This window comes from Klebsiella sp. 10-1 (assembly GCF_009758445.1).
In the GTDB taxonomy this organism is placed as follows: domain Bacteria; phylum Pseudomonadota; class Gammaproteobacteria; order Enterobacterales; family Enterobacteriaceae; genus Klebsiella; species Klebsiella scottii.
Genome location: NZ_WQRE01000001.1, coordinates 1,258,969 through 1,273,990, shown reverse-complemented (window position 1 = coordinate 1,273,990; position 15,022 = coordinate 1,258,969). Strand labels below are relative to the sequence as shown.

Genomic DNA, 15,022 nt, shown 5'->3' with positions numbered 1-15,022 from the left:
CCTGGCATAAGGGTTGCTGGAGAATCTGTAGACGTCGCGCTCTGCTTGCCTCTTCCGGGAGCACCCACTATTCATATGAACGCTCTCAACTTGTGCTAAATACGAAAGGACGGCATGCCATGAATATATTCGATCACTATCGCCAGCGTTATGAAGCTGCCAAGGACGAAGAGTTCACACTGCAGGAGTTTCTTACCATCTGCCGGCAAGATCGCAGTGCTTATGCCAACGCGGCAGAAAGGCTGCTGATGGCCATTGGTGAACCCGCAATGGTCGATACGGCCCTGGAGCCAAGGCTGTCCCGTCTCTTTTCAAACCGGGTTGTCGCACGCTATCCGGCATTTGAAGAGTTTTACGGTATGGAAGATGCCATTGAACAGATCGTTTCTTACCTGAAGCATGCTGCGCAAGGTCTGGAAGAGAAGAAACAGATTCTGTATCTGCTGGGGCCGGTGGGCGGCGGTAAATCATCCCTTGCCGAGCGTCTGAAATCATTAATGCAGCGCGTACCGGTTTACGTGCTGAGCGCGAACGGCGAGCGCAGCCCGGTGAACGACCATCCTCTGTGCTTGTTTAATCCGCGGGAAGATGCGCAGATCCTCGAGAAGGAATATGGCGTACCAACCCGCTATCTCGGCACCATCATGTCGCCGTGGGCGGCCAAGCGTCTGCATGAGTTTGGCGGCGATATCACCAAATTCCGCGTCATCAAGGTGTGGCCGTCGATTCTGGAGCAGGTTGCCATCGCCAAAACCGAACCCGGCGATGAGAACAACCAGGATATCTCTGCCCTGGTCGGTAAGGTTGATATTCGCAAGCTGGAGCACTACGCCCAGAACGATCCGGATGCCTACGGCTATTCCGGCGCCCTGTGCCGCGCCAACCAGGGGATTATGGAATTCGTCGAGATGTTCAAAGCGCCGATTAAGGTGCTGCATCCGCTGCTGACCGCCACTCAGGAAGGAAACTATAACGGCACCGAAGGGATTTCCGCCCTGCCGTTTAACGGGATTATCCTCGCGCACTCGAACGAATCTGAGTGGGTGACCTTCCGTAATAACAAAAACAATGAGGCCTTCCTCGACCGCGTCTATATCGTCAAGGTGCCTTATTGCCTGCGCATTTCTGAAGAGATGCGTATTTATGAAAAACTGCTGAATAACAGCGAGCTGACCCATGCGCCCTGCGCACCTGGCACCCTTGAAACGCTGTCGCGCTTCTCGATTCTGTCGCGCCTGAAAGAGCCGGAAAACTCGAGCATTTACTCCAAAATGCGCGTCTATGACGGCGAGAGCCTGAAAGATACCGACCCGAAAGCGAAATCCTACCAGGAGTATCGCGATTATGCCGGCGTCGACGAAGGTATGAACGGTCTCTCCACCCGCTTCGCCTTTAAAATATTGTCGCGGGTATTTAACTTTGATCATGCCGAGGTTGCCGCTAACCCGGTTCATCTGTTCTACGTCCTGGAACAGCAAATTGAGCGCGAGCAGTTCCCGCAGGAGCAGTCGGAGCGCTACCTGGAATTCCTCAAAGGCTATCTTATTCCGAAATATGCCGAGTTTATCGGTAAAGAGATCCAGACCGCCTATCTCGAATCCTACTCCGAATACGGGCAGAACATTTTTGACCGCTATGTCACCTATGCGGATTTCTGGATTCAGGATCAGGAATACCGCGATCCGGATACCGGCCAGCTGTTCGACCGTGAATCGCTGAACGCGGAGCTGGAGAAAATTGAAAAACCGGCGGGGATCAGCAATCCGAAAGACTTCCGTAATGAGATAGTCAACTTCGTGCTGCGCGCCAGAGCAAACAACAGCGGACGCAACCCGAACTGGACCAGCTACGAAAAACTGCGCACGGTTATTGAGAAGAAAATGTTCTCCAATACCGAAGAGCTGCTGCCGGTCATTTCGTTCAACGCCAAAACCTCTACCGACGAGCAGAAAAAGCACGATGACTTCGTCGACCGGATGATGGAGAAAGGCTACACCCGTAAGCAGGTACGTTTGCTGTGCGAATGGTATTTGCGCGTACGTAAATCGTCCTGACGTGCGGCAAGCCCGATCGCTGCGGGGCAAAAAAGAGATACCAACAATTCGAGTTGCAGGGAGCCCCGGAGGTTTACTCAGGTAAGCGTCCGGGGTAAGCAACGCACAATGCGGCTTGAAGTATGACGTGTATGGTTGGCAAATGCAGTACGGGGGGCATATGACCTGGTTTATAGACCGGCGCCTGAACGGGAAGAATAAAAGTGCGGTGAATCGCCAGCGCTTTTTGCGTCGCTACAAGGCGCAGATCAAACAGTCGATCTCCGAGGCGATCAACAAGCGCTCGGTGACCGATATTGAGAGCGGAGAATCCGTCTCTATTCCGACGGATGATATCAACGAACCGATGTTTCATCAGGGTCGCGGCGGCCTGCGCAATCGCGTGCATCCCGGCAACGACCATTTTGTGCAAAATGACCGTATTGAACGACCGCAGGGTGGCGGCGGCGGCGGAGGTAGCGGCCAGGGGCAAGCCAGCGCCGATGGCGAAGGCGAGGATGGGTTTGTCTTTCAGATATCCAAAGACGAGTATCTCGACCTGCTGTTTGAGGATCTCGCCCTGCCGAATCTGAAGAAAAACCAGCAGCGGCAGCTTACCGAGTTTAAAACGCATCGGGCGGGTTTTACCGCTAACGGAGTCCCGGCTAACATCAGCGTGGTGCGTTCGCTGCAAAACTCCCTGGCGCGACGTACCGCCATGACCGCCGGTAAGCGACGCGAGCTGCGCGCGCTGGAGGCGGATCTGGACGTCATCACTAAAAGCGAACCGGCACAGCTGCTGGAAGAAGAGCGGCTGCGTCAGGAGATAGCCGAGCTGCGGGCGAAGATTGACCGCGTGCCGTTTATCGATACCTTCGATCTGCGCTATAAGAATTATGAAAAACGGCCCGAGCCCTCCAGCCAGGCGGTGATGTTCTGCCTGATGGACGTTTCCGGCTCCATGGATCAGGTCACCAAAGATATGGCCAAACGTTTTTACATCCTGCTGTATCTGTTCCTCAGCCGGACCTATAAAAACGTCGAGGTGGTCTATATCCGCCACCATACCCAGGCAAAAGAGGTGGATGAACACGAGTTTTTCTATTCGCAGGAAACCGGCGGCACGATCGTCTCCAGCGCGCTGAAGCTGATGGATGAAGTGGTTAAAGCGCGCTACGACCCGTCGCAGTGGAATATCTATGCCGCGCAGGCGTCGGACGGCGATAACTGGGCGGATGACTCGCCGCTGTGTCACGAACTGCTGGCGAAGAACATCCTGCCGGTGGTGCGTTACTACAGCTATATTGAAATCACCCGTCGCGCCCACCAGACGTTATGGCGTGAATATGAACACCTGCAGGCGACCTTTGAAAACTTCGCCATGCAGCATATACGCGACCAGGAAGATATCTATCCGGTATTCCGCGAGCTGTTCCATAAGCAGAGTGCCAATACCACCAGCTAACGTAAATAAATCAGCCAGTTAATTATATTTTCTGGCTGATTTTCTATCCCTCCCACGCAATATTATTCTCCCGCTGACGCAATGGTTAGCGCCTGTTCCGGCATTATGCTCCCCTTTTCGTTTCCCGTACGCCGCGTCCTCGGTCGCGCCATTATCACGCTTAGCCAACGCCACGGTTATTATCCCTGGGGACAGCGAGGACCTACCGTGCTAATTTGCTGCTTCGGCTTATTAAGAGGTTGAGAGTAATGAGAAAAAAGCTTCAGAACATGTGCTGGCTGCTGGGAGCTATCGCGGGCGGCGCATCAGCAGAGCAATTTGGCACTCCCGTATCAATCTGCCTTGATAATCACACGGTCCCGTTCATTAAAACGGATAAGCCAGCCATTGAGATTGTTGACGCTGCTTACCGGCAGTGCGAGGAAGCGCTCAGGCAGTGGAGAGACGAGCGCAAATCATTGCCTCCTGAAATGGTTGCCAAACAGGACCAGGAGTTCCATGACTTTTATGTCCATATGATTGAAATAAGGCGCAAGGCTCCGGCGGGAGCAGAATAACGGAAGCGGCGTTGCGTTGGCGGTCGTGAGTGACGCTTCGCCCAAAGCCGCCTCAGGTCATCCATCACCGGGGAAGATAATTCGGACTTTAAATCGACCCGCCGCGAGCCGCCTGAACAACAAGATGGCGCCGCATTACCGCCGGCCTGGCTATTCCTCCGGATTCACCCGGCAATTCATCAGGATATAGCGGGCGTCTTTTCGCTTATGCTGGTCGATTAAAGGGACCAGTCGTCTGAAATGCTCGCTGGCGCAATGCGCGTCGAGGGCCGCGTGGTCTGGCCACTCCTCAATAAAAATGAAATGTCCGGGATCCTTCTCATCAATATATAAATCATAAGCGATACAGCGCGGCTCTTTCTTCGTTGCCGATACCAGTTCCCGGTACAAAGGGAGAACGATTTCAACGCATTCGGGTTTTATAAAATCTTCGGCAGTGACTTTTAACATACGCGCCTCTTAGTTAAAACGAATACTGACTCGCCGGGGACGAATGATACCTCAGCGTCATCAGGCCCGTTCTCCGTTGGGATAGCGCTGACGCTGGTCATTTTCTGCAAGCATCATAGCCTTTGCTCTCGGGAAGTGCACGACGGTCCGCCCTTCCCTCGGGAAAGTCAAAGGAGGGTCGCGGGCAGTTTTGTGGCAGAAGTGGACTACAGCTGTGCCTGAGATGAGGGAGAGAAGCAGCAAATATAAACGGGGAGGTTTTTATATAGATTAAATTTTATCCAGACGTGGTAGACTGAAACACATTCATTGAAAGGTTAATCATCATGTCATTTCTCGATTACGCAATGAAGCTCATCGGTGGAACGTCCACCGCCACCTGCCCCATCTGCGGCTTAAAATCCCCCCAGCCTGCATCAAAGATTCGGTTAAAGCAGGCAATGCTATGCCCGGGATGTAAGGCCCTTTTTGTCTCGCCACGCTAACCCCTTACGCCGGCTCACGTACAAACCGGTGTTCTATACTGAAATAAAGACCGGCAGCTGTTAAATCCCTGATGCCTTACGCCCATCCTGAGAGAACGTTTCTGAACTGATTTCGCAACTGCTCCTGCGCGTTAATGTCGCATCAGAGCAACGCTATGAAAATGAATCCCCGAGCATGGTTTAGCCGCTCCCGTATGTCTACGAAAGCCCCTGAACTGGTGCCGTTTCCTGCCAACGACTCAACAAGCGAAAATAGCTTGCGCTCAGAGCTGTTTTCGACGCCTCAGATGGAACGTTACGGCCAGAAACTGGCGCATACTCATAAGTTGTCGCCGGACAAGCTGCCTTACTATCTTCTTAAACGGCTGGGGGATAATGAGGCTGCGATCACGCAAAACTGTTATGCGCTCAATGCCGGGAAAAAATCGAGCATCATGCCCGCGGGTGAGTGGCTGCTTGATAATTACTACCTGATTGAGGAACAAATCCGCATTGTCCGCCAGCATCTGCCAAAAAGCTTTGGCAAAGGCCTCCCGTCCCTGGCATCGCCTCACCACTGCCCGCGTATTTACGATATCGCATCTGAAGCTATTGCCCACGGTGACGGGCGCTGGGACGTGGCCAGCCTGACCAGCTATATTGCGGCGTATCAGCAGGTGACGCCGCTGACGTTAGGCGAGGTCTGGGCGCTACCGGGCATGCTGCGTCTGTCTCTAATCGAAAATCTGCGTCGCGTCAGTATGGAAGTAGTAAAAGCCCAGCAAGAGCGCAGCCTGGCAGATACATGGATTACGCGGATTTTCGAATGTGCCGAGAATACTCCGGCAGACTTAATCATGGTGGTCGCCGACATGGCGCGCGCGCGGCCGCCGCTGAGCAGTGCGTTTGTCGCAGAACTGGTACGCCGCCTGCAGGGGCGCGGCAATGCGCTGGCACTGCCGCTGACCTGGGTGGACCAGCGTCTTGCTGAACAGGGCGTGACAACCGAGGTTCTTATTCACCGCTTCAATCAACAGCTTGCGGCCAGCCAGCTTTCCGTCAGCAACAGCATCGCGGGCTTGCGTTTGCTGAGCGAAACGAACTGGGCTGATTTCGCCGAGGCAATCAGCGTCGTAGAACAGACATTGCGTCTCGATCCTGCCGGCACCTATTCCCGTATGCACTTTGATACCCGGGATCATTACCGCCACGTCATCGAGATCCTGGCCAGAGACAGTCGTTTCAGCGAGTCAGAGGTAGCCAGCCGGGTACTGGCGCTTTCTGTGGAAAATGCGCCCGGCACGCCGGGGCATCATATTGGTTATTATCTGGCCGGTGGAGGCCGCGAGCTGCTGGAAGTGCAGCTTTCCGCAGATACCTCAGGGCTGATACGCCTGCGGCATAGTTTCAACAAAATCCCCTTGTTGTCATGGCTTGGCAGCCTGAGCCTGCTGACGACAGCGGTGACGGCCGGAATTTTGCACGAAACCGCGCAGCAGGGAATGGGCTGGATGCTGATACTTTTGGCGTTGCCGCTTATTTTGGCGGTCAGTCAGTTAATGAACGATTTGTTGAGCGAAGCGACCACCCGCTTTCGAATACCCAGACCGCTGCCGCGAATGGATTTTTCCGCTGGAATTCCGGCGGATTGCGCGACCCTGGTAGTGGTCCCTTGTATGCTGACAAGTCACGAAAGCATCAGCAAGCTCCTCACCAGCCTGGAAGTGTGCTGGCTGGGTAATCAGAACGAAAACCTCCGCTTCGCCCTTCTCACCGATTTTGCCGATTCCGCCGTTGAAAAACCGCCAGAAAACAGCGGGCTGCTCAGACAGGCCATCTCGGAAACAGAGGATCTTAACCGCCGCTATCCAGCCAGCCGCCCACGCTTTTATCTTCTGCACCGACAGCCAGAATGGGCCCCCACGCAGGAAAAATGGATGGGTTATGAACGCAAACGGGGAAAGCTGGCGTTGCTGAACAACTGGTTGCGCCATCCCGCGGCGCAATTTTCCAGCGTCGCAGATGCGCCAGCGCATCTGTTGCCGGGTCATATTAAATATGTCATCACCCTGGACAGCGATACGGTGTTACCGCGCGACACGGCGCATAAGCTGGTCGCGACAATGGCGCATCCGCTCAACCTGCCAGAGTATGATCCGCTACGGCAGAGGGTCGTCAAAGGGTACGGCATTTTACAGCCCGGGCTGGCGGAGGAAATGCCGCGCAACGGACAGGGACGCTATGCCGCCATGCGCAGCAGCGTGCCGGGTAATAATCCCTATTCGATGATGTCTTCAGATATCTATCAGGATCTCTTCGGCGAAGGATCGTTCGTTGGTAAGGGCATTTATGACGTCGATATCTTTGTCCTGGCCACCGCCAACGCCTGCCCGGAAAATCTGGTCCTCAGCCATGATTTACTCGAAGGGTGCTACGCTCGCTCCGGGCTACTCAGTGAAGTTTTACTCTACGAGCAGTACCCGAACAACTATCTGTCAGACGTTGCCCGCCGCACGCGCTGGATCCGTGGCGACTGGCAGCTGCTTAACTGGCTCAGCCCGTACGTCAGAAAGGCGGATGGAACCCGGGATAAAAATCCGCTATCGGCGCTTTCCTGCTGGAAGTTATTCGACAATTTACGCCGCAGCCTGGTCAGCCCGTCTTTGCTGGCGCTTCTTTTTTGCTCCCTGCTGCTGGTCCCCAACCCGCTTTATTGGCTTGGCGCGCTGGCGCTGGTGTGGTTATTGCCTTCAGCGCTGAGCATCAGCCACGACCTTCTGCATAAACCTCTTCGTCGCCCTTTGCGGCTGCATATTCCACTCGTCGCGGCCGGGGCGCTGAAACGGTTTTCCCGTATCGGGCTCAATTTTGCGATACTGCCGCATGAGGCCGGATACTCATTGTACGCCATTGCCGTGACGCTCTGGCGTCTTGGCGTCAGTCAGCGCAATCTCATCCAGTGGACCAGCCACAGCCCCGACGGCCATCAGCCCGGCGTTTCGGTGATTCGTTTTTATCGGGCGATGTGGCTGAATGTTGTCGCCGGGGCGGCATTGACGATGATGACTTTTCATTTTTCCCCACGGCTTCTGACTATCGCTCTGCCCGTCGGCGTTCTATGGTGTCTGGGCCCCCTGCTGCTGAGCTGGCTAAGCCGCCAGCCTGAACGTAAGGCGATTTCGCTGAACCAGGAACAGAAGCAGCTGCTGCGTCAGACGAGTCGCGAAATCTGGGCCTTCTTTGAAACCTTTGCCACGGCAAAAGAGAACTGGCTTCCACCGGACAATTACCAGGAAATACCGCAGCCAACCATCGCACATCGCACCTCCCCCACCAATATCGGACTTTCCCTGATGGCCAATCTGACCGCCTGGGATTTTGGCTACCTGCCCGGGGGAGAGGTTTTACAGCGCGTGACGATGACTCTCGACTCAATGGATAAAATGGAACACTTCCGGGGCCATCTCTTTAACTGGTATGACACCCGCACGCTTGCGCCCCTCAGCCCACGCTATGTTTCGAGCGTTGACAGCGGCAATATGGCCGGCCATTTACTGACATTGCGCGAAGGCCTGTCCGCCATGCGTCATCAGCCGGTTTTGAACAGCGAGCAGATCCTGGCCGGGCTGAACGATACGATAATCATTCTGGAAAAACACTGGGGTCAGAACGCGCCAACCGGTCTGCGACTGCTGCGCAAGCACTGCCTGAACGCAGCGTCGCTGCCTCCGGCGCAGCTGTTCAGCGAACTTAAAAAAATGCGCGCCCAGTGTAACCATCTGACGACGCAGTGCGCTCAGGAGAGCAGCCTTGTGGTGCGCTGGACAGGACACCTTGAGCATCAGCTGGTGCAGCTTTGCCATGAATGGTCGCATTTGCTTGGCTGGATACCTCAGACGTATAGCGAACAGATGCTGCCGACATTGAGCTGGCTTGCCGGCGCGAGCTATTGCGGCGAAGGAACGCCTCCGGCATCGGCTACGGCGCTGGCCCGCATGCGGCTGAAGATTATCACTGAACTTGAACAGCGGCTGAGCGATCATGCGAGAATGGATTTTGCTTTTCTGTACAGCGAGGCGACCAGCCTGCTCAGCGTCGGCTACAACTGTGATACGAACACACCCGATAAAAGCCATTACGATCTTCTGCCGTCTGAAATCCGTCTGACCAGTTTTCTCGCCATCGCGACTAACCAGCTGCCGTTAAAAAGCTGGTATGCCCTGGGACGGTTGTTCACCACCATTGACCATGAAACCGCGCTGATGTCGTGGAGCGGTTCGATGTTTGAATACCTGATGCCGAACCTGGTGATGCCCACCTGGCCCGGTAGCCTTCTCGATGAAATGAGCCAGTCCGCGGTTAAGCGTCAGATACGCTGGGGCAAAGAGCGTGGGGTGCCGTGGGGGGTATCGGAGTCCGGTTATCATGCTTTTGACGTTCAGCACAATTATCAGTATCAGGCATTTGGCGTACCGGGTCTCGGTCTGCGGCGAGGACTTGCTGACGATATGGTCATCGCCCCGTATGCGACACTGCTGGCGCTAACGATCTCTCCGCAGAAAGCCTGCGAGAATCTGCTCAGCCTGGAAAAAAACGGCGCGCGCGGCGAATACGGTTTTTATGAAGCGCTGGACTATACTCCCTCCCGCCTCGCAACCGGGCAGCTATATGCCGTCGTGCAGTCCTGGATGGCGCACCATCAGGGGATGGCATTTCAGGCGCTGGCTCACGTGCTGCTTAACGCCCCGATGACGGAGCGATTCATGTCCAGTACCGTCTTCCGCTCGGCGAGCCTGCTGTTACAGGAGCGCGTGCCGGATGCGGTCGATCTCTACAGCCCGCGCCGTCATTTCGAATCCCATGAAGGAAGGGTCAAACCCGTTCGCTACGAACCGCGTATTTTTACCGGAGCAGATACGCCGGTGCCTGAAGTTCAGCTGTTGTCCAACAGCCATTACCATCTGATGTTAACCCCCGGTGGCGGTGGCTATAGCCGCTGGAACAATATTGCCCTCACGCGCTGGCGCAGCGATACGACCCGGGATAACTGGGGAGCATTCTGCTATATCCGCGATACGCAAACGGGCGAAGTCTGGAGCAATACCTGGCATCCCACCGGCAAAGACGCCGATAACGGCGACGAGGCGATCTTTACCGATGCCGGCGCTGAATACAGGCGTACTTTCGGATCGCTGAGTGTCAGAACCCAGATTGTGGTCTCCCCGGAAGATGATATTGAACTACGGCGGCTCACGCTGGTACACAGGGGGCGAATGCCGCGTGACCTTGAACTGACCACCTATTCCGAAGTGGTGCTGGCGCCCGACGCCAGCGATCGGGCCCATCCGGCATTCAGCAATTTATTCATCCAGACCGAGATTAACCCCGATCGTGACGCGATCCTGTGCCATCGCCGCCCGCGTTCGCTGGACGAACAGAACCCGTGCATGTTTCACATGGTGGTCGTGCATGGCAATAACAGTAAGAGCATCTCGTTTGAAACCGACAGGGCAGCATTTATTGGCCGCGGCAGAACCCCTTCAAATGCGCTGACAAGCGTAAAAAAAGGACCGCTCAGCAATACCTCGGGGGCCGTTCTTGATCCGATACTGGCGATTCGCCACGCTATCACGCTACTACCGGGACAGCCTGTCACTATCGATATCGTTTACGGTATCAGCGAAAGCCGCCAGCACAGCCTGGCGTTGCTTGAAAAATACAGAGATCACCCCATCGCTGACCGCATCTTTGAACTGGCCTGGTCCCACAGTCTGGTGGTGTTACGCCAGATGAACGCCAGTGAAGATGATGCCACGCTGTTTAACCGTCTCGCCAGCGCGGTGCTTTACCCCTGTCACGAGCTGCGCGCCGACGGCCAGATTATCAGCCGTAACCGGCGAGGTCAGTCCGGTCTGTGGGGCTGGGCGATTTCAGGCGATCTGCCGATAGTGCTGTTCAGTATCACCAGCGAAGAGGGTATCGCCTCGGTAACAACACTTATTCAGGCGCACCGATACTGGCGCCAGAAAGGGCTGGAGGTCGATTTGGTGATCCTCAATGAGAGCCCTGGCGGCTACCAGCAGGCGCTGCAAAACCAGATTATGGATTTGATTTATGCCAGATCGGGAGCCAGCCTGCTGGATAAATCAGGCGGGATTTTTGTCCGTAATGGCGAGCATCTCTCCGCCGAGGATAAGCAGCTTCTGATGAGCGTCGCCTGCCTGTATCTTGATGATCGAGCCGGCGGGCTAAGTGAACAGCTTAACCAGCGCATTCATACCCTAAAACCCCAGGCCAGGTTGCTAATTCCGCACCCTGCAGCGGAGGGCAATCGACATACCGACTGGACGCCTGATACCCATCAGCTGCGCCATTTCAATGGGCTCGGCGGCTTTTCTCAGGATGGTCGGGAGTATCAGATTGTCCTCAGGGAAAACGAGCCGACGCCAGCTCCGTGGTCAAATGTGCTGGCAAACGCCGATTTTGGCAGCGTTATCTCAGAGGCGGGACAGGCCTACAGCTGGTATGAAAATGCCCATGAATACCGCTTAACGCCCTGGGAAAACGATCCGGTGAGCGACCGCAGTGGTGAAGCCTTCTATCTGCGTGATGAAGAGAGCGGTGCGTGCTGGTCGCCGACGATACTGCCAGTGCGCGGCCACGGCGACTATTTGACCCGTCATGGTTTTGGCTACAGCGTGTTTGCCCACCGGGAGAGCGGGATAGACAGTGAGTTGACGATACTGGTCGCCGAACAGGCACCGGTTAAACTGGCGATCCTGACGCTCAGTAATAATTCGGGACGAACGCGTAAACTGTCCGTCACCGGGTATGCGGAGTGGACGCTTGGGGATTTACGAACCCGTTCGGCCTCCCATATCGTTACGTATCCAGTCAACATTTCTGGCGGTTGCGGGGTGATGGCCAACAACTTTTACGGCGCTAACGGCGGCGAGCGCACGGCATTTTTTGCCGTCAGCGGCTCCTACTGCTCGCTGACGGGCGACCGCCGCGAGTTTATTGGCCGAAACAGTTCATTGCAAAATCCGGACGCCATGAAGCTGCGCAGGCTCTCGGGGAAAACGGGGGCCGCGCTGGATCCCTGCGCAGCAGTACAATCCGCGGCCACGCTAATTGATGGCGACCAGAGAACGTTTATTTTTGTCCTTGGCGTGGATGAAAATCATAGCCGGGCTCAGGAGACCCTGGCCCGCTATCTGAATGAGGATACCGTCCGCCAGGAGCTGAACAACGTTCACCGCTATTGGCATCACGTACTCGATAAAATGGTGGTCAATACCCCGGATACCTCCGTGAACTTACTGGTCAACGGGTGGCTGCTGTACCAGACGATGGCCAGTCGCCTTATGGCGCGTAGCGGTTACTATCAGTCCGGCGGCGCATTTGGTTTTCGCGATCAGCTGCAGGATACGCTGGCGCTCAGTCACGCCGCCCCGGAAAGGATGCGCGAACAGATAGTGCTGTGCGCAACACGGCAGTTTGTTGAGGGAGACGTGCAACACTGGTGGCACCCTCCTCACGGTAACGGCGTGCGTACACGCTGTTCGGATGACTATCTCTGGCTCCCGCTCGCAGTCTGTCACTATGTCGAAACGATCGGGGACACAGAAATACTGGAATTGAATATTCCTTATCTGCAAGGTCGCCCGCTCCATCCGGGTGAAGAGTCCGTCTACGACACGCCGGTCATCAGCAGCAGCGAAGAGACGCTATGGTTACACTGCGTCAAAGCTATTCAGCATGGATTACGCTTCGGGCAGCACGGTCTCCCGCTGATGGGGGCCGGCGACTGGAATGACGGGATGAACCAGGTGGGCATTGAGGGAAAAGGTGAAAGCGTCTGGCTGGGCTTCTTCCTGTACGATATTTTACAACGCTTCGCTTCGCTTGCCGATCGGCGACAGGATGCCAGCGTCGCTTCAATGTGTCGTTCAGAGGCGCTGCGCCTGCAAAAAAATCTCGAAACCTCGGCATGGGACGGTGAATGGTACCGGCGAGGATATTTTGACGATGGTACTCCCCTGGGCTCAAAAGCGTCGCAGGACTGTCGAATTGATGCGATTGCGCAAAGCTGGTCGGTACTGTCCGGGGTCGCCAGCGAGGCGCGTAGCGTCATGGCGATGCAGGCGCTGGATAAGCATCTGGTGGATAACGAGGCCGGGCTAATCAAACTGTTAACGCCACCTTTCGATGGACACGGGCTGAATCCGGGATATATCCAGGGCTATCTGCCAGGAGTGCGGGAAAACGGGGGGCAGTATACTCATGGCGCCATCTGGGCGGTGATGGCGTTTGCCCGGATGGGGAATGCAGAACGCGCGTGGCAGCTGTGGTCAATGATCAACCCGATAAACCACACGCTGGATGCCGGTGGAGTGGAAAGATATAAAGCGGAGCCCTACGTCATGAGCGCTGATGTGTACAGCGTCGCGCCACATACGGGTCGTGCCGGATGGAGCTGGTATACCGGTTCCGCAGGCTGGGCATACCGTTTGTTGGCAGAGGAGCTGCTGGGGATAAAACGTTGCGGTACTTCCCTTACCGTTCATTCTCTGTTGCCGGACAACTGGCCGTCGTTTTCCATGACATATCAGTACGGCGACAGTCAGTATCACATTAGCGTTTCACGTGGCGTCGGGAAATACCAGGCCACTCTGGACGGCATCATCCTCCCCGATGACAGCATTCCGCTGATGGATGACGGACAATTCCATACCATTGATATCATTCAGAACTGACGCTGGCTTAGCGTGCGCATTAACGTCTGCCGTTAGTGCGCTGATTGTCCCGGAGAACATCAATTGCGGTCTTCATCGCGGTTTTGTCATCCCTTCTTTTTTGTTTGTCCTGCATCACCTGCAGGTACTCAAGCAACGTCCGGGTGTTAATGGGGCGGCCCTGTTTGCCGACGGCCAGCACGGCTTCACCAAGGATAATTTTCACTGGCGGCAATTGCGCCGGGTACCAGTCGAGGATGTCTTCTGATTTCATTATAAATTTCTCACGGAAGGGTATTATATCACAAATCACCCAGGTGGTCTGCGGGTCTGACTTGCTGATTTAGTAATAAATCCACATAACATTATCTAAATAATCTTGTTTAAAGGCGTATAATGAATATTACACTCCATAGAGTATCAATTTATGTCTTATACAAATGGACTCAGGCATTTTAAAGAGAGACCCGTTCACGTGGCTTGCCCGGTATGTGCCCACCGGGCCGATCAGAAAGCAGGTAAATTACGGAAAAATGCGGTTCTGGAGTGCCCCGCCTGCGGGCTATTATTCAGACCGTCAGAATGCTGGTGTATTGGAGGCTGATCGGCGGTCTCGCATTTTAAAGATACACAAATGGGAAAATGGCGACCTACCTGTTTTACTCCTGTAATGAAGGTCATGCTTATGAAAACCAGTAAAGTTGTTCTGATTGAAGGAGATATCATTGGCAGCCGTCTTTCCGGCGAAATAAATCAACCTTTCTGCATTCACAGGGTCAGATTTAGCAATGATAAATATGCGATTGTGCGGGTAGCATCAGGGCAGTGCTTCACGCCAGGGGAGATCATTGAACGGCACGGGAACGAATGGTTTTACAACCATGAAAAAATTCGCCTGCTCGGGTTTGAATACCTTGACGAAAAGGAATCCGCCAGACAATTCCATGAACATTACTGGCATATATAGAATAACCCAGAGGGATATTTTACTGATGCAAACCGAAAAGTTATAATTTCTGGCCCTGACTAAACTCTGCATTTTGGCGATTCTATTTAAATAGATGAGCATCATCAACGTTAACATACGCCGTTAAATATTAGCCCTACCGTTATTTATCCTGCGCGCCATAACATGCAGGCACATGAAAGAAAAAAGATACAAGGTGTAAACGAGCCATACCCTCTTCGGCGGCATTGACCGGCCCCTCACAGACGTAATTTCCGCTCCTCGTTCATAGCCGTCGTCATATGGCCTCGGGCCTGTCCGCTCCATGCCTGAAGCGGACGTTAATGTCAGTATCCTTAGACAGAGCCA

Annotated in this window: 9 protein-coding genes; 7 read left to right on the top strand and 2 right to left on the bottom strand. The window is 54.7% G+C overall.

Annotation, left to right across the window (positions count from 1 at the left end):
• The first annotated feature begins 119 nt into the window (after positions 1–119).
• From yeaG to GO007_RS06075, 3 genes are all read left to right on the top strand, one after another.
• Positions 120–2,054, top strand: a complete 1,935-nt coding sequence (gene yeaG, locus GO007_RS06085; RefSeq protein ID WP_095096834.1) for a protein kinase YeaG — start codon at positions 120–122, stop codon at positions 2,052–2,054.
• A 160-nt stretch (positions 2,055–2,214) separates the two neighbouring features.
• On the top strand, positions 2,215–3,498 hold the full coding sequence (locus tag GO007_RS06080) for a YeaH/YhbH family protein (RefSeq protein WP_095096831.1): 1,284 nt from the start codon (positions 2,215–2,217) through the stop codon (positions 3,496–3,498).
• A 248-nt stretch (positions 3,499–3,746) separates the two neighbouring features.
• Complete coding sequence (locus GO007_RS06075; RefSeq protein ID WP_095096828.1) at positions 3,747–4,055, top strand: hypothetical protein; 309 nt, start codon at positions 3,747–3,749, stop codon at positions 4,053–4,055.
• A gap of 150 nt (positions 4,056–4,205) precedes the next feature.
• On the opposite strand, the gene GO007_RS06070 is transcribed toward GO007_RS06075, so the two are convergent.
• Positions 4,206–4,505 carry a putative quinol monooxygenase gene (locus GO007_RS06070; RefSeq protein WP_095096825.1) on the bottom strand — a complete coding sequence of 100 codons (300 nt, stop codon included), beginning with the start codon at positions 4,503–4,505 and terminating at the stop codon, positions 4,206–4,208.
• A gap of 326 nt (positions 4,506–4,831) precedes the next feature.
• On the opposite strand from GO007_RS06070, the gene GO007_RS29080 reads away from it, so the two are divergent.
• The gene (locus GO007_RS29080) at positions 4,832–4,990 is read left to right on the top strand and encodes a YnfU family zinc-binding protein (RefSeq protein WP_218029263.1); all 159 of its coding nucleotides are present in this window, start codon (positions 4,832–4,834) and stop codon (positions 4,988–4,990) included.
• Positions 4,991–5,145: 155 nt separating this feature from the next.
• Positions 5,146–13,728, top strand: a complete 8,583-nt coding sequence (locus tag GO007_RS06065; protein ID WP_095096822.1) for a glycoside hydrolase family 94 protein — start codon at positions 5,146–5,148, stop codon at positions 13,726–13,728.
• Between the two features lie 19 nt (positions 13,729–13,747).
• Here GO007_RS06065 and GO007_RS06060 read toward each other — a convergent pair whose 3' ends face one another.
• A complete protein-coding gene (locus tag GO007_RS06060; protein WP_095096819.1) occupies positions 13,748–13,981 on the bottom strand; it encodes a hypothetical protein in 234 nt (77 codons plus the stop codon).
• A 153-nt stretch (positions 13,982–14,134) separates the two neighbouring features.
• On the opposite strand from GO007_RS06060, the gene GO007_RS29505 reads away from it, so the two are divergent.
• Positions 14,135–14,311, top strand: a complete 177-nt coding sequence (locus tag GO007_RS29505) for a YnfU family zinc-binding protein (protein WP_218029264.1) — start codon at positions 14,135–14,137, stop codon at positions 14,309–14,311.
• A gap of 81 nt (positions 14,312–14,392) precedes the next feature.
• A complete protein-coding gene (locus GO007_RS06055) occupies positions 14,393–14,674 on the top strand; it encodes a hypothetical protein (RefSeq protein WP_095098099.1) in 282 nt (93 codons plus the stop codon).
• Positions 14,675–15,022: the final 348 nt, after the last annotated feature.

What these genes read in the sequence shown, in the direction of transcription:
- yeaG (WP_095096834.1), top strand. Translation starts at nt 120, where the DNA reads ATGAATATATTCGATCACTATCGCCAGCGTTATGAAGCTGCCAAGGAC.
- GO007_RS06080 (WP_095096831.1), top strand. Translation starts at nt 2,215, where the DNA reads ATGACCTGGTTTATAGACCGGCGCCTGAACGGGAAGAATAAAAGTGCG.
- GO007_RS06075 (WP_095096828.1), top strand. Translation starts at nt 3,747, where the DNA reads ATGAGAAAAAAGCTTCAGAACATGTGCTGGCTGCTGGGAGCTATCGCG.
- GO007_RS06070 (WP_095096825.1), bottom strand. Translation starts at nt 4,505, where the DNA reads ATGTTAAAAGTCACTGCCGAAGATTTTATAAAACCCGAATGCGTTGAA.
- GO007_RS29080 (WP_218029263.1), top strand. Translation starts at nt 4,832, where the DNA reads ATGTCATTTCTCGATTACGCAATGAAGCTCATCGGTGGAACGTCCACC.
- GO007_RS06065 (WP_095096822.1), top strand. Translation starts at nt 5,146, where the DNA reads ATGAAAATGAATCCCCGAGCATGGTTTAGCCGCTCCCGTATGTCTACG.
- GO007_RS06060 (WP_095096819.1), bottom strand. Translation starts at nt 13,981, where the DNA reads ATGAAATCAGAAGACATCCTCGACTGGTACCCGGCGCAATTGCCGCCA.
- GO007_RS29505 (WP_218029264.1), top strand. Translation starts at nt 14,135, where the DNA reads ATGTCTTATACAAATGGACTCAGGCATTTTAAAGAGAGACCCGTTCAC.
- GO007_RS06055 (WP_095098099.1), top strand. Translation starts at nt 14,393, where the DNA reads ATGAAAACCAGTAAAGTTGTTCTGATTGAAGGAGATATCATTGGCAGC.